Genomic DNA, 18,337 nt, shown 5'->3' with positions numbered 1-18,337 from the left:
AGTCTTCAGAACGGCGATGAGTGATAGGGAGCCGCGGCGCCACCCGCCGGGAAGGCCGGGCGGGCGGCGCGCAGCAGCCTCAGTCGAAGTTCGGCGCGTTGCGCTCGTAGACCAGGCGCAGCCCGATCAGCGTCAGCCACGGCTCGTGGTCGTCGATGACCGAGGACTCGCCGAGGACCATCGGCGCCAGGCCGCCCGTGGCGATCACGCGGACGTCGCTCGGGTCGCCGTGCGGGCCGGCCAGCTCCTTGGCCATCCGCGTGACGACCCCGTCGACCTGACCCGCGAAGCCGTAGACCACGCCCGACTGCATCGCCTCGACCGTGGACTTGCCGATGACGTTGCGCGGCCGCGCCAGCTCGATCTTGCGCAGCTGGGCGCCCCGTACGCCGAGGGCCTCCATCGAGATCTCGATGCCCGGGGAGATCACCCCGCCCACGTACTCGCCCTTCGCGGACACCGCGTCGAACGTGGTCGCCGTACCGAAGTCGACCACGATCGCCGGGCCGCCGTAGAGCTCGACGGCGGCGACCGCGTTGATGATGCGGTCCGCGCCGACCTCCTTGGGGTTGTCCATCAGGATCGGCACGCCCGTCTTGATGCCGGGCTCGACCAGCACCGCGGGGACGTCGCCGTAGTAGCGGCGGGTCACCTCGCGGAGCTCGTGCAGCACCGACGGGACGGTCGAGCAGATCGCGATGCCGTGGATGCCGTCGCCCAGCTCGCTGCCGAGCATCGGGTGCATGCCCATCAGGCCCTGCATCAGGACGGCCATCTCGTCGGCCGTGCGGCGCGGGTCGGTGGAGATGCGCCAGTGTTCGACGATCTCGTCGCCGTCGAACAGGCCGAGCACGGTGTGGGTGTTGCCGACGTCGATGGTCAGCAGCATTACCGCTCCTCGCGCAGGTCCAGGCCGATGTCCAGGATCGGGGACGAGTGCGTGAGCCCGCCGACCGCGAGGTAGTCGACGCCCGTCTCCGCGTACGTACGGGCGTTGGCCATGGTCAGGCGGCCCGAGGACTCCAGCACCGCGCGGCCGTGGACCAGCGCGACGGCCTCCTCGGTCTCGATCGGCGTGAAGTTGTCGAGCAGGATCAGGTCCGCGCCCGCGTCCAGGGCCTCGCGCACCTGCTGGAGGGTGTCCACCTCGACCTCGATCGGCAGGTCGGGGAACTGCTCGCGGACGGCCTTGAACGCCTCCGACACACCGCCCGCCGCGATCACGTGGTTGTCCTTGACCAGCGCCGCGTCCGACAGCGACATCCGGTGGTTGACGCCGCCGCCGCAGCGCACCGCGTACTTCTCCAGGGAGCGCAGGCCCGGCGTGGTCTTGCGGGTGTCGCGGACCTTCGCCTTGGTGCCCTCCAGCTCGTCGGCCCACTTGCGCGTCGCCGTCGCGATGCCCGACATCAGGCACAGCAGGTTCAGTGCGCTGCGCTCGCCGGTGAGCAGGTCCCGGGTGCGGGCCTTGACCGTCAGCAGCACCTGGCCGGGCTGCACGCTGTCGCCGTCCTCGACGTGCCGCTCGACCTCGAACTCGTCCTCGCAGACCACCGAGAGGACGGCCTCGGCGACGCGCAGGCCGGCGACCGTGCCCGCCTCGCGGGCGGTGAAGTCGGCGTGCGCGACGGCGTCCTCGGGGACGGTGGCCACGGTGGTCACGTCGACCCCGCCGTCCAGGTCCTCGGAGATCGCCATGTGGGCGATGTCCTCGACCTCGATCGGGTCCAGGCCGGCGTCGGCCAGCAGCTGGGCCAGCGCCGGGTCCAGGCCGCTCTCCTCGCCGTCGCCGCAGCCGCAGTCGTCGCCGCAGCCGCCCGCGGACTCGTCGAGGAGCGGCAGCTCCGCGTGCTCGTGCTCGTGGTCGTGCTGTTCGGGGGTGCTCACGATGACTGCTCCTGGCTCAAAGGGTGCTGTACGGACGGAAAGCCCGCGGAGTCGGTGGGGGTGACGACCAGCGCCCGCTTCTCGGCGGCGGACAGCCGGACGACGAGGTGGCGGCGCCAGGCGGCGTCGTCCCGGTCGGGGTGGTCCTCGCGCCAGTGGCAGCCGCGGGTCTCCTCGCGGCGCAGGGCGGCGGCGACCAGTACCCGGGCCACGCACAGCAGGTTCGTGGCCTCCCAGGTCTCGGTGCCGGGCACGGCGGTCTTGCCGTCGTGCTCCAGCGCCGTCAGGGCCGTCGCGTAGAGGTCCTCGAGGGCGGCGGCCGCCGTGCGCAGGGACTCGGCGGAGCGGAGCACGCCCGCGCCCTGCGTCATGATGCGCTGGACCTCGTACCGCGCCTCGGCGGGCTGCAGCGGGCCGGTCGCGGGGACCGGGATGCCCGGGCCGTTGCCGGCGGGCGCGCCCGCGACGATGTCGTCGGCGATGCGCTCGGCGAAGACCAGCCCCTCCAGCAGGGAGTTGGACGCGAGCCGGTTCGCGCCGTGCACGCCGGTGCACGCCACCTCGCCGCACGCGTACAGGCCGGGGACGGTGCTGCGGCCGTGCAGGTCGGTCCGTACGCCGCCGGAGGCGTAGTGCGCGGCGGGCGCGACCGGGATGGGCTCGGTCACCGGGTCGATGCCGTGCGCGCGGCAGGCGGCGAGGATGGTCGGGAAGCGCTGCTCCCACATCTGCGCGCCGAAGTGCCGGGCGTCCAGGTACATGTGCTGCGCGCCCTGCTCCTGCATGCGGCGCGTGATGCCCTTGGCGACGATGTCGCGCGGGGCCAGCTCGGCCAGCTCGTGCTGTCCGACCATGAAGCGGACGCCGTCCCCGTCGACCAGGTACGCGCCCTCGCCGCGGACCGCCTCCGACACCAGGGGCTGCTGGCCCTCGGCGTCCGGGCCCAGGAAGAGCACGGTCGGGTGGAACTGGACGAACTCCAGGTCGGAGACCTCGGCCCCGGCCCGCAGGGCGAGCGCCACCCCGTCGCCGGTGGACACCGACGGGTTGGTGGTGGCCGAGAAGACCTGGCCCATGCCGCCGGTCGCCAGGATCACGGCGGGCGCGTGGACGGCGCCGACGCCGTCGTGCTGGCCTTCGCCCATGACGTGCAGGGTGGCACCGGCCGTACGGCCCTGTGCGTCCTGCAGCAGGTCCAGTACGAGGGCGTTCTCGACGGTCTCGATGCCGGCCGCCTGGACGGCCTCGACCAGCGCCCGGGAGATCTCGGCGCCGGTGGCGTCGCCGCCCGCGTGCGCGATCCGGCGGCGATGGTGGCCGCCCTCGCGGGTCAGCTCTATCTCGCCGGTCTCCGCGGAGGTGTCGAAGACCGCGCCGGTGGCCATGAGCCGGCGCACGGCGTCCGGGCCCTCGGTGACGAGGAGCCGTACGGCGGCCTCGTCGCACAGCCCGGCGCCCGCGACCAGCGTGTCGTCCAGGTGCTGCTCGGGGGTGTCGCCGTCGCCGAGCGCCGCGGCGATCCCGCCCTGCGCCCAGCGGGTGGAGCCGTCGTCGAGCCGGGCCTTGGTGACCACGACCGTACGGCGGCCCCCGGCGGCGCAGCGCAGTGCGGCGGTCAGGCCGGCGACGCCGGAGCCGACGACCACGACGTCGGCGTCGACGGCCCAGCCGGGGGCGGGGGCGTGCAGCCGTATGCCGGTACCGGCGGTGCCTGTGCCTGGGGTGCTCACGTGTGTGCTCCGAACTCCAATGGGATGTTGTCGATCAGCCGGGTCGTCCCCACCTTCGCGGCGACGGCCAGCACGGCCTGCCCGGTGAAGTCGGGGCCGACATCGGTGAAGTCCTGCGGATCCACCAGTGCCAGATAGTCCAGCAGCAGCGGCGGGTCGTGCCGGCCCGCCTCCTCCAGGACGTGCCGGGCGGCGGCCCGTACGGCCCCCGGCAGGCCGGTGCCCGCGGCGGACGCCGCGGACACGGCGTGGGCGTCGGCGGAGGCCCGGATCTCGCCGAGCCGGGCCAGGGCGGTGGCCCGCTCGTCGCTGGCCGGGGAGGCCTCGGCGCGGGCGCGCAGCGCGGCCTGCGCGGCGAGCCGGTCCTGCCCGGCGAACAGGGCGCGGGACAGGGCCAGGGCGGTACGGCGCTCCTGGGCGGAGAGGTACCGGTTGCGGGACGACAGCGCGAGCCCGTCCCCCTCGCGGACGGTCGGTACGCCGACCACCTCGACGGGGAAGTTCAGGTCGGTGACCATCCGCCGGATCAGGGCGAGTTGCTGCGCGTCCTTCTGGCCGAAGAGGGCCAGGTCGGGGCGGGTGAGGTGGAGCAGCTTGGCGACGACGGTGAGCATGCCGTCGAAGTGGCCGGGCCGGGTGGCCCCTTCGAGGCACTCGCCCATCGGGCCGGCGCTGACCCGCACCTGGGGGTCGCCGCCGGGGTAGACCTCGTCGACGGCCGGGGCGAAGACCGCGTCGGCGCCGGCCTCCCGGGCGATCTCCAGGTCGGCGTCGAGGGTGCGGGGGTAGCGGTCGAGGTCCTCGTTCGCCCCGAACTGCAGCGGGTTCACGAAGACGGTGACCACGACCTGGCCCTGGGGCCCGGCCTGTTCGCGGGCGGTGCGGATCAGGGTGGCGTGGCCCTCGTGGAGGGCGCCCATGGTCATCACGACGGCGCGGCGACCTTCTGCGGTGCGCGGGAGCTTGTGCAGCTCCTCGGCGGTGTGCAGCAGCAGCTCGGTCACTGGTCCCCACCCTCGGGATCGGCGAGCACGCCGAGCAGGTCCTCGGCGAGTTCGGGCTTGAGGAGGCCGTGCGCGAGGGCCCGGTCGGCGGTGGTGCGGGCCATCGCCAGGTACCCGGCGACCGCGGCCGGGGCGTGCCTGCGCAGCTCCGAGACGTGCGCGGCGACCGTGCCGGCGTCGCCGCGGGCCACCGGGCCGGTCAGCGCCGCGTCACCCGAGCGCAGGGCGTTGTCGAGGGCCGCGCCGAGGAGCGGGCCGAGCATCCGGTCGGGGTGCTCGACCCCGGCCTTGTGCAGCAGCTCCATGGCCTGGGCGACCAGGGTGACCAGGTGGTTCGCGCCGAGGGCGAGGGCCGCGTGGTAGAGCGGACGGTTCTCCTCCGCGATCCACTCGGGCTCTCCGCCCATCTCGATCACCAGGGCCTCGGCCGCGAGCCGCAGCTCCTCGGGGGCCGTGACGCCGAACGAGCAGCCGGCGAGCCGCTGGACGTCGACCTCGGTGCCCGTGAAGGTCATCGCGGGGTGCAGGGCCAGCGGGAGCGCGCCCGCGCGGCGGGCCGGGTCCAGCACGGCGGTCCCGTACCGCCCGGAGGTGTGCACGAGGAGCTGGCCGGGCCGGACCGCGCCGGTCTCGGCGAGCCCCTCGACGAGCGACGGCAGCGCGTCGTCGGGCACGGTCAGCAGCACCAGGTCGGCGAGCTCCAGCACCTGCGCGGGCGGTACGAGCGGCACGTCGGGCAGCATCCGCTCGGCGCGGCGGCGGGAGGCGTCGGAGACGCCGGACACGGCGACCGGCCGGTGCCCGGCCTGCTGGAGCGCGCGGGCCAGCGCGGGGCCGACCCGGCCGGCGCCGACGACGCCGACGGTGAGCCGGGCGGGGCGCGGTTGCTGGGATGAGTTCACGCGGGGAGGGCCTTCCGTTCCAGTCCGCGGGGGGTACCGGACGATACGCCGCCATGCTAGCCCCTGGGCGTGTTGGCCGGTCGGCGATGATCGGGGGCATGACTGGTGACGATGATCTGACGAAGCGGCTGGTGGCGGCGGGACGCGGGGCCGAGCGGATGCTCTCCCGCAGCCTGCGCGAGGCGACGGTCGGTGAGCTGCTGTCCGGTCTGGCGGCGCCGGATCCCGACGAGCCGGCCGACCTGTACGGGGACGGCGTGGTGACCCGGCTCGAGCGGCGGGTCGCGGAGCTGCTGGGCACCGAGGACGCGGCGTTCTTCCCGTCGGGGACGATGGCCCAGCAGATCGCGCTGCGCTGCTGGGCGGGGCGGACCGGGAACCCGGTGGTCGCGCTGCACCCGATGAGCCATCCGGAGCTGTGGGAGGGCGGTGCGCTGTCGCTGGTCTCCGGCCTGCGGACGGTGCACCCGACGAAGGACCCGCGCCAGCCCACGGCCGAGGAGGTCGCGGAGCTGCCCGAGCCCTTCGGCACGCTGATGCTGGAGCTCCCGCTGCGCGACGCGGGCTTCCTGCTCCCCACCTGGGAGGAGCTGGAGGCGCTGGTCGACGCGGCCCGCGAGCGGGACGCGGTGGTGCACTTCGACGGGGCCCGGCTGTGGGAGTCGACGGTGCACTTCGGGCGGCCGCTGCCGGAGATCGCGGGGCTCGCGGACTCGGTGTACGTGTCCTTCTACAAGTCCCTGGGCGGCCTGAGCGGCGCGGCCCTGGCGGGCTCCTCCTCGCTGGTCGCGGAGGCGAAGGTCTGGCGCCACCGGTACGGGGGCCAGATCTTCCGCCAGTTCCCGCAGGCGCTGTCGGCGCTGGCCGGCCTGGACCGGGAGCTCCCGCGCCTCCCGTCGTACGTGACCCAGGCGCGCGTGGTGGCGGCGGCACTGGGGTCCGCGCTGGAGTCGTCCGGGGTCCCCTGGTTCCGGATCAACCCGCAGACCCCGCACACGCACCAGTTCCAGGTGTGGCTGCCGTACGAGGCGGACCGCCTGACGGAGGCGGGGATCCGCCTGGCGGAGGAGACGGGCACGGTCCTCTTCCGCAGGTGGTCTGCGACGGTGGTCCCGGGCGTCTCGGCGACGGAGCTGGAGATCACCTCCCCGGGCCTCACCTGGACCCCGCAGGACGTGACCGAGGCGGTCGAGGCCTTCACGGCCCGCCTGCACCCGTAACCGGCGCTGCCAAGGAGGTCCCCTGCGGGGCGGGGAGAGGGGACCCGGGGGTGGCCAATGCAACGACGATGTACCGAAATCCGCCGAACTCGTCGGTGCCGGGCCCCTTCGGAGTTACCGTCCCTCCACGGGAAGCAAGGAGCCGTCCCCCGGAGGAGACACACCATGACCGCTCACCCCGCCTGGCAGAAGTCCACGTACTGCGGCGAAGGAGACGCCTGCGTCTACGTCTCCGCGGCCCCCGGCCACCTCGTCCGCGTGGCCGACCGCGCCGACCCGGCGCATCTGATTCTGGCCACGACCCAGTCCGCCTGGGCCGACTTCCTTGACGCCGTCAAAGCGGACGGTTAGGCGTCGGCGCGCCCGGAATCGTGCCGCTCAGGGGATTTTGTCCGATTAGCGCGTATCTTCGGCCCATGCCCACGCCCTACGGATCCCGCGGCGGCATGGCGTTCAGCGCCGCCGAGCTGCACGTGCTCAGGCGAACGCTCGCCCACGCCCTCCAGTCCTCCACGGCCCCCCTGACGACCTCCGAGGTCCAGGACTGCCTGCGCCTCGCGCAGTCGGTGGACGACGCGGTCCAGGAGGCGGGGCGGCTCAGAGAGTTCCTCCTCGCCGACCTCGTCCGCTACCGCGGCGCCCTGCCCGGCAGCCTCTCCGGGTACCTGGAGCTGCTCCAGGACGCCCTGGCCGCGGGGTACGAGCCCGCACCGGACGACCTCGCAGCCCTGCGCGCCCTGCGGGCCAACCCGGTCGCGGCGGCGCTGCTGACCCGCTGCCAGGACGTCGCCGAGCGCTCCGTGCGGCGGCGGCTCTCGATCACGCCGGCGCCCCGGACCCGGCTGCTCGCCCTGGCCGGCGGCAAGGACGCCAAGGGCGCTGTCGCGGCCGAGGACGGCAAGGACGGCAAAGAGGGGCCCGCCCGGCCCGCACCGGCCCCCAAGGAGCCGCCGCGCCCCGAACGTCCGTCCGAACGGCCCATCCCGACCCCCGGCGAGGTGTTCCCGCCGCGCCGCAAGCCCACCCCGCCCCCGGCGGACGGGCTCGCCGTCGGGTAGCTACGCTGGGGGCATGGACTACGTTTCCGCGCTCGTGCCCCCCGTAGTGATGGCCGGCTTCTTCATCGCCCTCGTGGTGACGATCGTGAAGAGCCAGGGCGGCGCCAACAAGGCCAAGGAAGACGCGGCGGTCGACGCCGTGATCGCCCGCGCCGAGGCCGCCCGGCAGTCCCAGCCCGGGAAGTAGCGCCACGGCCGGCGAGGCGGCCGGACAGACTCAGGCAGACCGGCAGGGCGTACGGCTTCGAGAGCCGTACGCCCGATTTTGTTGAGCGTTGCGTTCCGAATGGCCGGGCAATTCCGCACATTCCGCACTATCGTGCTGTTGTGCCTCGCCCCCTGGGAGAACTCGAAGACGCGGTCATGACGCGGGTGTGGCAGTGGAACCGCCCGGTCACTGTTCGTGAAGTCCTGGAAGACCTCCAGCAGGAACGGTCCATCGCGTACACCACCGTCATGACGGTTATGGACAATCTCCATCAGAAGGGCTGGGTCCGCCGGGAAGCCGAAGGCCGCGCCTATCGATATACCGCGGTCTCCACCCGCGCCGCCTACTCGGCCGCACTGATGAACGAAGCCTGGTCGACGAGCGACAACCCCGCGGCCGCTCTCGTGGCCTTCTTCGGCATGATGTCCGCGGAACAGCGCGACGCCCTCCGGGACGCCTTCCGCATCGTGGGGTACGACGACGAGTCGGCCGCCGAACCGGCTGCGGAGCCGGCGGCCGGGGCGACCCCCGGGCCTGCGGCGGAGCCCCCCGCCGGAGCCCCTGCCGCGGCACCGCCCGAAGTCCCTCCCGCCGAAGGGGACTCCGCCGGGCGCGGGACCGAGTCGGGGCGATAGCGTCCGGGCATGGGTGAGTTTTCCGCTGCACAGGCAAAAACAGTGACGATCCGCCGTGCCCGCACCGGCGATGTTCCCGCGCTGCGGCGCCTGCTCGACCAGTACGTGCAGCAGCGGATCCTCCTCGACAAAGCCCCGGTCGTCCTTTACGAGGACATCCAGGAGTTCTGGGTCGCGGAACACGACTCCGACGGCCAGGTGGTGGGCTGCGGCGCTCTCCACGTCATGTGGGAAGACCTCGCCGAAGTACGCACTCTTGCGGTCGACCGCGAGTTGAAGGGGGCCGGAGTCGGCCATCAGCTGCTCGGGCAGTTGTTGGACACCGCCCGCGCGCTGGGCGTCCGGAAGGTTTTCTGCCTGACCTTCGAAGTGGACTTCTTCGCGAAGCACGGCTTCGTCGAGATCGGCGAGACCCCGGTCGAGACGGATGTCTACATGGAGCTCCTGCGTTCCTATGACGAGGGCGTCGCCGAGTTCCTCGGTCTCGAACGAGTGAAGCCGAACACCTTGGGCAACAGTCGGATGCTTCTGCACCTCTGAACGATCACGGCGGCTTTTCCCGTGCTCCGCGCACCTGTGGCCTATGTCCGAATCGCGCACGTTTCCCGCCGCGTTGCGGTCTCGAACCTCTCCCCGGGGGTTTGTGTTTTCCAGGGAAAAGCGGTTTCCTTTCCGCGTACTGCTTTTCGATGAAAGGAAATCCCGGTGGCACAGAAGGTTCAGGTCCTTCTTGTCGACGACCTCGACGGTGGCGAGGCGGACGAGACCGTGACGTTCGCTCTGGATGGCAAGACCTACGAGATCGACCTCACCACCGCCAACGCGGAGAAGCTGCGCTCCTCGCTTGCCGACTACGTCAAGGGCGCCCGCCGCACCGGTGGCCGCGCTTCCGGCGGCCGCGCCAAGGCGCGGACGGCCGCGACGTCCGGCAACCCGGACACCGCTGAGATCCGCGCGTGGGCCAAGGCCCAGGGCATGAGCGTCAACGACCGCGGGCGCGTCCCGCAGGAGATCCGCGAGGCCTACGAGAACCGGGCCTGACCCGTCAGGGTCTGACCCGGCCGGCCCGTGCAGGGTCCGGCCGCGGCGCTCCTCAGGGGCGTACGCCGCCACAGGTGCGCCCGGTGGCATTCCGTCGCCGCCGCGGCGACCAGGCGTACGAGATCGGGCCCGGCACCACCGTGCCGGGGACCGGCACCCTGCCCCGGACCGGGCAGGGACGGCAGCAATGCCTCACACCCCTGCTCGGGGGGTCGCAGCCACACGGCGGCCCCCCGGGGACTTCCCTCCGGACGTCCCGGGGGAACCGGAGCCGTGATCCGGCCGCCGGCACCCAGGGCGGTGAGATCGAGGGCGACCCCGCCCCACTCCAGCCAGTCGAGCAGACCCTCCAGCTCGTCCGCGCTCCCCGCGGCCACCAGGAACCGCATCCTGCGCCCTGTGAGCGCCACCGGACCCGTGGCGACCGGCCTGCGCAGCAGCTCCGCCCCCGCATCGGCCGGCAGCTCCAGCACATCGAACCGGGCCCCGGTGACCAGCTGGGCGGGCGGCCCGCCCGCGACGGGCCAGCCGAGCACCTCCTCGTACCAGGACGCGTACGCGTCCCCAAGCGAATCCGCGGGTGAATCCTCGGGCGCGACGCGGGGCGGCGGAACGGTGACGGCCATGCCCGGAGCAACTCCGAAGGTGCTCCGGAGTTACGCAGCGCGCCGGTATCAATGCGGAACGTAAACATCCGGCAGGGTGGAGTCCCACATTCGGGACGCAATCGTGTTCGCCCGTAGCGGAGGGAACCGGTGCCACCGGCATGGAGTGTCGGTCCTTACGGGTAAGACATTCCTAGTGGATCGGGGCGACACGCTGTTTCGGGCAGCTTCCGTTCGCCATCGGCGTACACGTGTGACGGGTATCTGCCTGGCCTGCGGGAACATCGTCTCGCACCATCGGGTTGGAGCAGTTGTCGGCAGTTGAAGCCGGTTTTCCCCACGGACGTGGGGGTGAGCCGCGGACGGATGTCGGCAGTTGGAATGAGCTGTCCCGCCCCGCGGGACTAGCATGCGGAAGGACAGGGCGGGGACCGACCCCGAACTGCCCGACCGCTCTGAGGAGCGATAAACGATGTTCGAGAGGTTCACCGACCGCGCGCGGCGGGTTGTCGTCCTGGCTCAGGAAGAAGCCCGGATGCTCAACCACAACTACATCGGCACCGAGCACATCCTCCTGGGCTTGATCCACGAGGGTGAGGGTGTCGCCGCTAAGGCCTTGGAGAGCCTCGGGATTTCGCTCGAGGCTGTTCGCCAGCAGGTTGAGGAGATCATCGGTCAGGGGCAGCAGGCCCCGTCCGGCCACATCCCCTTCACTCCGCGGGCGAAGAAGGTCCTGGAGCTTTCGCTCCGAGAGGCCCTCCAGCTCGGCCACAACTACATCGGCACCGAGCACATCCTGCTCGGCCTCATTCGCGAGGGCGAGGGCGTCGCCGCCCAGGTCCTGGTGAAGCTGGGCGCCGATCTCAACCGAGTCCGGCAGCAGGTCATCCAGCTGCTTTCCGGCTACTCCGGCGGAGGCAAGGAGTCGGCCACGGCCGGCGGCCCGGCCGAGGGCACCCCCTCGACCTCCCTCGTCCTGGACCAGTTCGGCCGCAATCTCACGCAGGCCGCCCGCGAATCCAAGCTCGACCCGGTCATCGGGCGCGAGAAGGAGATCGAGCGGGTCATGCAGGTCCTGTCCCGCCGTACCAAGAACAACCCGGTCCTCATCGGCGAGCCCGGCGTCGGCAAGACCGCCGTCGTCGAGGGCCTGGCCCAGGCGATCGTCAAGGGCGAGGTCCCCGAGACCCTCAAGGACAAGCACCTCTACACGCTTGACCTGGGTGCCCTGGTCGCCGGTTCCCGCTACCGCGGTGACTTCGAGGAGCGCCTGAAGAAGGTGCTCAAGGAGATCCGCACCCGCGGCGACATCATCCTGTTCATCGACGAGCTCCACACCCTCGTGGGTGCGGGTGCCGCCGAGGGCGCGATCGACGCCGCCAGCATCCTCAAGCCCATGCTGGCCCGTGGTGAGCTCCAGACCATCGGTGCCACGACGCTGGACGAGTACCGCAAGCACCTCGAGAAGGACGCGGCCCTCGAGCGCCGCTTCCAGCCGATCCAGGTGGCGGAGCCTTCCCTCCCCCACACGATCGAGATCCTCAAGGGCCTGCGCGACCGCTACGAGGCCCACCACCGCGTCTCCATCACGGACGAGGCTCTCGTCCAGGCGGCGACGCTGGCCGACCGGTACATCTCGGACCGCTTCCTGCCGGACAAGGCGATCGACCTGATCGACGAGGCCGGCTCCCGGATGCGCATCCGCCGGATGACCGCGCCGCCGGACCTCCGCGAGTTCGACGAGAAGATCGCGGGCGTGCGCCGCGACAAGGAGTCGGCCATCGACTCCCAGGACTTCGAGAAGGCGGCTTCTCTCCGTGACAAGGAGAAGCAGCTGCTGGCGGCGAAGTCCAAGCGCGAGAAGGAATGGAAGGCCGGCGACATGGACGTCGTCGCCGAGGTCGACGGCGAGCTCATCGCCGAGGTCCTCGCGACCGCGACCGGCATTCCCGTCTTCAAGCTCACCGAGGAGGAGTCCTCGCGACTGCTCCGCATGGAAGACGAGCTCCACCGTCGGGTCATCGGCCAGAAGGACGCCATCAAGGCGCTCTCCCAGGCGATCCGCCGTACCCGTGCGGGTCTGAAGGACCCGAAGCGCCCGGGTGGCTCGTTCATCTTCGCCGGCCCGTCCGGTGTCGGTAAGACCGAGCTCTCCAAGACGCTCGCCGAATTCCTCTTCGGCGACGAGGACGCGCTGATCTCCCTCGACATGTCGGAGTTCAGCGAGAAGCACACGGTTTCCCGCCTCTTCGGTTCGCCCCCCGGCTACGTGGGCTACGAAGAGGGCGGCCAGCTCACCGAGAAGGTGCGCCGCAAGCCGTTCTCCGTCGTCCTCTTCGACGAGGTCGAGAAGGCCCACCCGGATATCTTCAATTCCCTTCTCCAGATCCTGGAGGACGGTCGCCTGACCGACTCCCAGGGCCGGGTCGTGGACTTCAAGAACACGGTCATCATCATGACGACCAACCTGGGTACCCGGGACATCTCGAAGGGCTTCAACCTCGGCTTCGCCGCCGTGGGCGACACCAAGACCGGTTACGACCGTATGAAGGCGAAGGTCAACGAAGAGCTCAAGCAGCACTTCCGGCCCGAGTTCCTCAACCGCGTCGATGACACGGTCGTCTTCCACCAGCTCACCGAGGAAGACATCATCCAGATCGTCGACCTGATGATCGCCAAGGTGGACGAGCGCCTGAAGGACCGCGACATGGGCATCGAGCTGAGCGGCGACGCGAAGCTCCTGCTCGCCAAGCGCGGCTACGACCCGATCCTGGGTGCCCGGCCGCTGCGCCGGACCATCCAGCGCGAGATCGAGGACATCCTGTCGGAGAAGATCCTCTTCGGCGAGCTGCGTCCCGGTCACATCGTGGTCGTGGGCAAGGAGGGCGACGGCGAAGAAGCCAAGTTCACCTTCCGCGGCGAGGAGAAGTCGGCCCTGCCGGACCTCCCCCCGATCGAGGCCACGGGCTCCGGCCCGGACCTGAGCAAGGGCGCGTAACCGCCGCCCGCGGGTAGAGCGACAAAGGGGCGGCCCCGGAACCGTAGAGGTTCCGGGGCCGCCCCTTTGGCTTGCGTGCGCGGTGACAAGCCGCACAGGGCAAATCGGACCTACTAGGGCGACTCGTAGATCGAGTGTCCGTTTTGCCCCGTCTGGGTCATGCCCTCGGTCCAGCAGGGACGCGGTCAACCGGCTGCGTCACACCTCCAAGGCCTACGAGCCCCGGTAGTAATCGGGACGTTTGGGGATGCGGGGGGACACGGGTTACCAAGGATGGGCAAGCCCGGCATCCGCTTCCCAGCGTGCCGGGTGACTTCATGCCCGCACCGTCCTTGTCCCCGGCCCGGAGGTCTCCTTACATGTTCGCGAAGCGCGTCAGCACCCGTCGTACCCGTCTCGCCATCGGCACCACCGCTCTCGGTGCGGTCCTGGCTCTCGGGGCCGGGACGACCGCCGCCTTCGCCGACACGGCCCAGAAGACCGCCGCCAAGGCCTCCGTGGCTGCCGCGAAGACCGTCGCCTGGCAGAAGCCGGTCGCCAGCTACACGCTCTCCGCGACCTTCGGCAAGGGCGGCAGCATGTGGTCCCACAAGCACTCGGGCCAGGACTTCGCCTGCGCCGTCGGCACCCCGGTCAAGGCGGCCTCCGCCGGCGTCGTCGTCAAGGCCGGCCCGAACGGCGGCGGCGACGGCCCGGCGTACGGCAACGCCATCGTGATCAAGCACGCGAACAACACGTACTCGCAGTACGCGCACCTCTCGAAGATCCAGGTCCGCATCGGCCAGAAGGTCGCCAAGGGCACGCAGGTCGCGCTGTCCGGCAACACCGGCAACTCGAGCGGCCCGCACCTCCACTTCGAGATCCGGACCACCCCGAACTACGGCTCGGCCGTGAACCCGGTCGCGTTCCTGCGCAACGCCGGCGTCACCGTCTGAGCCTTCTGACCACGGTCAGTACAGGAGCCAGGAGCCCGTCGGCTTCGTCGCCGCGTCGACCCTGCCCGGCTTGAGGGTGTCGATCTGGGCGGGCGAGAGCACCACGTCGTAGGTCTGCACGGTCTCCATGGCCCCGCTCCACGGCGCGGTCCACTTGTCCTCGTGGCGCGAGCGCGCCAGCTGCAGCGGGCCCTGAGCCTGGAAGACGCCGGGGACGGGGGCCTCGCCGGTCTTCTTGCCGTTGACGTAGAGGGCGATCTGCTTGCGCTCGGCGTCGTAGGTCCCGGTCAGGGTGGAGAAGGTCTTCTCCATCTTGGGGCTCTCGCCGGTCACGGTCACCGCGGTCGCCTCGGCGCCCTGGTCGCCCGTCTGGACGCGGAAGACCCAGGTCGGCTTGCCGTTCACCTGGTCCAGCCCCAGCTCGAACGAGAAGGACTTCTCGTTGCCCTGGCTGACGGCGATCTGGCGGCCCTTCGGGGCGCGGTTCCAGACGTGCGCCGAGACGGTGAAGCTCTTGGACGTGTCCACGACGCCCTTCGCGGACTCGGCGTACGAGTTCTCGTTGCCCTTCGTCCGGATCTCGAAGCGCTTCTCGATCGGGAAGACCCCGGCGTCCGGGCCCATCTTCAGCGGGGCCTTTCCGCTGCGGTCCCGGATCTGCGTCGGGTCGTCCTTGACGGTCGGGGTGTTGTCGACCGGGGTCTTGCTCTTCGACCCGCTGGGGGAGGGCGTGGCCGGCGCGGTCGGGGACGGCGTGTCGTCCTTCGCCTCGTTCTTGCCCTTGTCGTCGCCGCCCAGCAGCAGGAACGTTCCACCGCCGGCGAGCAGCGCCAGTACGGTCACCGCGGCGCCGATCACCCACAGCCGCTTCTTGCGCTTCTCGGCCGCCGAGCGGTCGGCCATGGCCTCCCAGTCCGGCTGGTCCGGCTGCGGCGCGAACGGCCCGGGAAGCCCGGGGCCCGGAGCGCCGGGCGCAGCCGGCCCGGCCATGTTCGGAAGCCCCTGGGCCCACTGCTGGGGCGCGGCATCCGGGGCAGGGGCCTGCTGGTGCTGGTACGGGCCGGGCTGTGCGCCGGGCTGAGCACCCGCCTGCGGGTAGCCGTAGCCGCCGCCGTCCGCGGGCGCGCCCGGCGGCGGGCCGAAGCTGCCGCCGCCACCCGGCGCCGGGGTGCCGGGCGGGTAGCCGTAGCCGGCCGCGGAGGCCGGCGGGACCGGCGGGAACCCGTAGCCCCCGTTCCCGGGGGCGGGCTCGGGCTGCGGGTTGCTGGGGGGATTCGTACCGTCGGTCATGCCACGGATGCTAAAACACCGGTCCGCACAGCTGTACGGCCCGGTCCCGATCCGCGCGCGATCAGCTCTGCACCTTGATGATCGGGAAGCTTCCCGTCGCCGTCGGCGCGTGCTCCGGCAGCCACAGCACCGCCACCGCTCCGGCCGCCGCTCCCTCGCGGTCCACGCCGCCCGGTGCCGCCACGTTGCGGAACGTCAGCCGGGCGCCCAGCACCCGCGCCTGCCCCTCCGCGATGGTCAGCCCGAGGCCGTGCCCCACCCCGGCGCGGTCCGTCGACCCGGTCCGGAACCGGCTCGGCCCCTCGCGCAGCAGCGCCTCCGGGAAGCCCGGCCCGTGGTCCCGGACCCGGACGACCCGCCCCTCGATGTCCACCTGGACCGGTGCCTGCCCGTACCGCGCGGCATTGGCCAGCAGGTTCCCCAGGATCCGCTCCAGCCGCCGCGGGTCGGTGCTGACGATCTCGTCCGCGACCACCCGTACCGAAGCCTCCGGCATCAGCGCGGTCACCCGCCGGCTCACGAACTCGCCCAGCGCCACGTCCTGGAGCTCCGCCCGCTCGGACGCGCTGTCCAGCCGGGCCACCTCCAATACGTCCTCGACCAGCACCCGCATCGCCTGCGCCCGGTCCCGCACCAGCTCGGTCGGCCGCCCCGGGGGCAGCAGTTCCGCCGCCGTGAGCAGGCCCGTCACCGGGGTCCGCAGCTCGTGCGCGATGTCCGCGGTCACCCGCCGCTCGGCCTCCAGCCGCTGCTGGAGCGCGTCCGCCATGGCGTCCACGGCCCGCGCGAGGTCGTCGGTCTCGTCGCGTACGACGCCCCCGACCGCGTCCCGTACCCGTACGTCGGGATCCCCGTGCGCCACCCGCTGCGCGGCGGCCGCGGCCTTGCGGAGCCGGCGCGAGATCTGCCCGCCGATGAGCACACCGAGCGCGGCGCCCGCGACGACGACGGAGATCGACCCGACGACCAGGGCCCGGTCCAGGTCGCGCACCATGTTGGCGCTCTCCTTGAACTCGCTGTGCAGCGACAGCACCTGCCCGTTCCCGAGCGGGACCGCGGCCCACACCACCGGCACGCCCTTGCGCGACTCCTGGATGTACGTGCCGCGCCGCCCCGACTTCGCCTTCTCGCGCAGCGCGGCGGGCAGCTCGGGGTCGTTGACCTTGGCCCCCAAGGCCGGCTTGCGCCCGGCCTCGACGAAGCGGGCGATGACGTTCACGTTGGCCAGCTGTGCCTCGCGGGCGCTCTCCAGCATCGACACGCGGGCAGCACTGTGCACGACCAGGCTCAGTGCGACCGCGACGAGGGCGCCGACGGCGGCGATGGCGAGCGTGATCTTCCAGCGGATCCCCGTACGGAGGGTGAAGCGCCTCATCCTTTGAGCTTGTATCCGAATCCTCGGACCGTTTCGATGCGGTCCTGTCCGATCTTCGTGCGCAGCCGCTGTACGTGGACGTCCACGACGCGGGTGTCGCCGCCCCAGTCGTAGTCCCAGACCCTCTCCAGCAGGCGGTCGCGCGAGAGAACGGTGCCGGGCGCGGAGGAGAATTCCAGGAGCAGCCGCATCTCGGTCGGCGTCAGCGCCACCGGGGCGCCGGCCCTGCGGACCTCCATGCCCTCGGTGTCGACCTCCAGGTCGCCGAAGACCAGCACCCCGCGCTCCTCGGAGCCGTCCTCGCCGTTCGCCCCCGGCCGGCCGTTCTGCGGGCCGCCGGCGTGGCCGAAGCGGCGCAGCACGGCGCGGATCCGGGCGACGAGGACCGAGCCGTCGAAGGGCTTGGTGACGTAGTCGTCGGCGCCCGCCTCCAGGCCCAGGACGACGTCGATCGAGTCGGCGCGCGCCGACAGCATGATCACGGGGACGGTGGACTCGTCGCGGATCCGGCGGCACAGGCTCACGCCGTCCATGCCGGGCACCATCACGTCCAGCAGCGCGATGTCCGGCTGGTCGGCCCGGAAGGACTCCAGGCCGGACAGGCCGTCGGGCATGGCGGTGACCACGAACCCGTCGCGTTCCAGCGCCAGGGTCGTGGCCTCACGGATGACGTCGTCGTCCTCCACGAACAGGACATGGGTCTCGGCCATGCGGAAGCCTCGCCTCGGTTCTTCGCTACTTCGGTACGTCGGTTCTTCTGGACTTCGGGTCTTCGGGTCGTCAGTTCTTCTGGGTGACCGCGGGCGCCGGCTGGACCGCGCCGTCGATGTTGCTGTAGTCGGTGTGCACCCGGTCCTGCTCGGTGAACTTCTCCCCGTTCCAGCGGTAGGTGATCACGTCCTCGCCCGACGGATAGGCGAGGGCGTCGCTCTTCCCGTAGACGGGCTTGGTGACCACCAGGTCGCCCCGGTCGATCTCCGCGTAGACGGGCGGCTGCTCGTCCGAGAACACATTCTCGTACGTCCCGCCCTCCGCCCGGTACACGTACGAGCCCCGCCCCAATGCGTCGGCGCAGGACAGCACGTTGACGACGATGTCGACGGCGGAGCCCCCGGTGACCTTCCCGTAGCTCACGTCGATCGGGTAATCCTTGCCCGTGCAGGGCTTGAGGTCCCGCTTGACGGCGGCGCTGACCTTGGGGTCCGCCTGGAGCAGTGCGACGGGGTCGACCCGCTTGGCGGGCTTGCCCGAGGCCCCGGTCGTGGCCGGGACGTGGTCGGGCGGGGTGGCCGTCGGCGAGCCGCTCTTGGCCACGGCCTCGGTGTGGGCGGGGCCGCCGTCGCGCAGGCCGGTGCCGCCGGTGGCGCATCCGGCCGCGAACAGCACTGTGCCGACGAGGACGACCGTCCCCGCCGACATCAGCACCAGCGGACTTCTGCCGCTCAAGCT

19 protein-coding genes are annotated in these 18,337 nt (G+C 71.7%); 9 read left to right on the top strand and 10 right to left on the bottom strand.

The features are described from left to right. Positions 1–79: 79 nt before the first annotated feature. Genes OHT74_RS17125 through OHT74_RS17105 form a run of 5 tightly spaced genes read right to left on the bottom strand, consistent with a single transcriptional unit; the run spans position 80 to position 5,523 of the window. The gene (locus OHT74_RS17125) at positions 80–889 is read right to left on the bottom strand and encodes a type III pantothenate kinase (RefSeq protein ID WP_229337411.1); all 810 of its coding nucleotides are present in this window, start codon (positions 887–889) and stop codon (positions 80–82) included. After that, complete coding sequence (gene nadC / locus OHT74_RS17120) at positions 889–1,887, bottom strand: carboxylating nicotinate-nucleotide diphosphorylase (RefSeq protein WP_389592996.1); 999 nt, start codon at positions 1,885–1,887, stop codon at positions 889–891. The genes OHT74_RS17125 and nadC overlap by 1 nt, the downstream gene beginning before the upstream one ends. Next, positions 1,884–3,617, bottom strand: a complete 1,734-nt coding sequence (locus OHT74_RS17115) for an L-aspartate oxidase (RefSeq protein ID WP_328620649.1) — start codon at positions 3,615–3,617, stop codon at positions 1,884–1,886. Before OHT74_RS17115 ends, nadC begins: the two co-directional genes overlap by 4 nt. Then, complete coding sequence (gene panC / locus OHT74_RS17110) at positions 3,614–4,621, bottom strand: pantoate--beta-alanine ligase (protein WP_328620648.1); 1,008 nt, start codon at positions 4,619–4,621, stop codon at positions 3,614–3,616. The genes OHT74_RS17115 and panC overlap by 4 nt, the downstream gene beginning before the upstream one ends. Continuing rightward, positions 4,618–5,523, bottom strand: coding sequence for a Rossmann-like and DUF2520 domain-containing protein (locus OHT74_RS17105; protein WP_266665154.1), 906 nt, complete (start codon positions 5,521–5,523; stop codon positions 4,618–4,620). Before OHT74_RS17105 ends, panC begins: the two co-directional genes overlap by 4 nt. Before the next feature lie 98 nt (positions 5,524–5,621). On the opposite strand from OHT74_RS17105, the gene OHT74_RS17100 reads away from it, so the two are divergent. From OHT74_RS17100 to OHT74_RS17070, 7 genes are all read left to right on the top strand, one after another. Further along, the gene (locus OHT74_RS17100; protein ID WP_266665152.1) at positions 5,622–6,743 is read left to right on the top strand and encodes a threonine aldolase family protein; all 1,122 of its coding nucleotides are present in this window, start codon (positions 5,622–5,624) and stop codon (positions 6,741–6,743) included. A 165-nt stretch (positions 6,744–6,908) separates the two neighbouring features. After that, positions 6,909–7,094: a DUF397 domain-containing protein gene (locus OHT74_RS17095; RefSeq protein WP_266626844.1), complete on the top strand. Its 186-nt coding sequence runs from the start codon at positions 6,909–6,911 to the stop codon at positions 7,092–7,094. 65 nt (positions 7,095–7,159) lie between these two features. Then, entirely contained in the window at positions 7,160–7,801 is a 642-nt protein-coding gene (locus OHT74_RS17090; protein ID WP_266665149.1) for a hypothetical protein, read from the top strand. Between the two features lie 13 nt (positions 7,802–7,814). After that, on the top strand, positions 7,815–7,988 hold the full coding sequence (locus tag OHT74_RS17085) for a hypothetical protein (RefSeq protein WP_030300685.1): 174 nt from the start codon (positions 7,815–7,817) through the stop codon (positions 7,986–7,988). 140 nt (positions 7,989–8,128) lie between these two features. After that, complete coding sequence (locus OHT74_RS17080) at positions 8,129–8,644, top strand: BlaI/MecI/CopY family transcriptional regulator (protein WP_266665147.1); 516 nt, start codon at positions 8,129–8,131, stop codon at positions 8,642–8,644. Between the two features lie 9 nt (positions 8,645–8,653). Further along, positions 8,654–9,184, top strand: coding sequence for an amino-acid N-acetyltransferase (locus tag OHT74_RS17075; RefSeq protein WP_266626840.1), 531 nt, complete (start codon positions 8,654–8,656; stop codon positions 9,182–9,184). Positions 9,185–9,349: 165 nt separating this feature from the next. After that, complete coding sequence (locus tag OHT74_RS17070; RefSeq protein ID WP_266665145.1) at positions 9,350–9,685, top strand: histone-like nucleoid-structuring protein Lsr2; 336 nt, start codon at positions 9,350–9,352, stop codon at positions 9,683–9,685. On the opposite strand, the gene OHT74_RS17065 is transcribed toward OHT74_RS17070, so the two are convergent. Further along, a complete protein-coding gene (locus OHT74_RS17065; RefSeq protein WP_328620647.1) occupies positions 9,667–10,311 on the bottom strand; it encodes an SCO3374 family protein in 645 nt (214 codons plus the stop codon). The two genes, OHT74_RS17070 and OHT74_RS17065, sit on opposite strands and share 19 nt — an antisense overlap. A gap of 451 nt (positions 10,312–10,762) precedes the next feature. Here OHT74_RS17065 and OHT74_RS17060 point away from each other — a divergent pair, with 451 nt between their 5' ends. Continuing rightward, complete coding sequence (locus tag OHT74_RS17060; RefSeq protein ID WP_266665141.1) at positions 10,763–13,288, top strand: ATP-dependent Clp protease ATP-binding subunit; 2,526 nt, start codon at positions 10,763–10,765, stop codon at positions 13,286–13,288. A gap of 359 nt (positions 13,289–13,647) precedes the next feature. Next, the gene (locus tag OHT74_RS17055) at positions 13,648–14,223 is read left to right on the top strand and encodes a M23 family metallopeptidase (RefSeq protein WP_328620646.1); all 576 of its coding nucleotides are present in this window, start codon (positions 13,648–13,650) and stop codon (positions 14,221–14,223) included. A gap of 15 nt (positions 14,224–14,238) precedes the next feature. Here the strand turns inward: OHT74_RS17055 and OHT74_RS17050 are convergent, their stop codons facing one another. From OHT74_RS17050 to OHT74_RS17035, 4 genes are all read right to left on the bottom strand, one after another. Continuing rightward, positions 14,239–15,513, bottom strand: coding sequence for a LamG domain-containing protein (locus tag OHT74_RS17050; RefSeq protein WP_328620645.1), 1,275 nt, complete (start codon positions 15,511–15,513; stop codon positions 14,239–14,241). A gap of 61 nt (positions 15,514–15,574) precedes the next feature. Next, positions 15,575–16,888, bottom strand: a complete 1,314-nt coding sequence (cseC, locus tag OHT74_RS17045; protein ID WP_328620644.1) for a two-component system sensor histidine kinase CseC — start codon at positions 16,886–16,888, stop codon at positions 15,575–15,577. Continuing rightward, positions 16,885–17,598 (bottom strand): two-component system response regulator CseB, encoded by a 714-nt coding sequence (gene cseB / locus OHT74_RS17040; protein WP_266665133.1) that lies wholly within the window; start codon positions 17,596–17,598, stop codon positions 16,885–16,887. The genes cseC and cseB overlap by 4 nt, the downstream gene beginning before the upstream one ends. A 70-nt stretch (positions 17,599–17,668) precedes the next feature. Next, positions 17,669–18,307, bottom strand: a complete 639-nt coding sequence (locus OHT74_RS17035; protein ID WP_266672827.1) for a hypothetical protein — start codon at positions 18,305–18,307, stop codon at positions 17,669–17,671. Between the last annotated feature and the right edge of the window lie 30 nt (positions 18,308–18,337).

The sequence above is a fragment of the Streptomyces sp. NBC_00354 genome, from assembly GCF_036106915.1.
Taxonomy (GTDB): Bacteria; Actinomycetota; Actinomycetes; order Streptomycetales; family Streptomycetaceae; genus Streptomyces.
This window is presented reverse-complemented; position numbering and strand designations above follow the sequence as displayed.

Coding starts and splice junctions, on each gene's coding strand:
- OHT74_RS17125 (WP_229337411.1), bottom strand. CDS start 889: ATGCTGCTGACCATCGACGTCGGCAACACCCACACCGTGCTCGGCCTG.
- OHT74_RS17100 (WP_266665152.1), top strand. CDS start 5,622: ATGACTGGTGACGATGATCTGACGAAGCGGCTGGTGGCGGCGGGACGC.
- OHT74_RS17095 (WP_266626844.1), top strand. CDS start 6,909: ATGACCGCTCACCCCGCCTGGCAGAAGTCCACGTACTGCGGCGAAGGA.
- OHT74_RS17090 (WP_266665149.1), top strand. CDS start 7,160: ATGCCCACGCCCTACGGATCCCGCGGCGGCATGGCGTTCAGCGCCGCC.
- OHT74_RS17085 (WP_030300685.1), top strand. CDS start 7,815: ATGGACTACGTTTCCGCGCTCGTGCCCCCCGTAGTGATGGCCGGCTTC.
- OHT74_RS17075 (WP_266626840.1), top strand. CDS start 8,654: ATGGGTGAGTTTTCCGCTGCACAGGCAAAAACAGTGACGATCCGCCGT.
- OHT74_RS17065 (WP_328620647.1), bottom strand. CDS start 10,311: ATGGCCGTCACCGTTCCGCCGCCCCGCGTCGCGCCCGAGGATTCACCC.
- OHT74_RS17060 (WP_266665141.1), top strand. CDS start 10,763: ATGTTCGAGAGGTTCACCGACCGCGCGCGGCGGGTTGTCGTCCTGGCT.
- OHT74_RS17055 (WP_328620646.1), top strand. CDS start 13,648: ATGTTCGCGAAGCGCGTCAGCACCCGTCGTACCCGTCTCGCCATCGGC.
- OHT74_RS17050 (WP_328620645.1), bottom strand. CDS start 15,513: ATGACCGACGGTACGAATCCCCCCAGCAACCCGCAGCCCGAGCCCGCC.
- cseC (WP_328620644.1), bottom strand. CDS start 16,888: ATGAGGCGCTTCACCCTCCGTACGGGGATCCGCTGGAAGATCACGCTC.
- cseB (WP_266665133.1), bottom strand. CDS start 17,598: ATGGCCGAGACCCATGTCCTGTTCGTGGAGGACGACGACGTCATCCGT.
- OHT74_RS17035 (WP_266672827.1), bottom strand. CDS start 18,307: ATGTCGGCGGGGACGGTCGTCCTCGTCGGCACAGTGCTGTTCGCGGCC.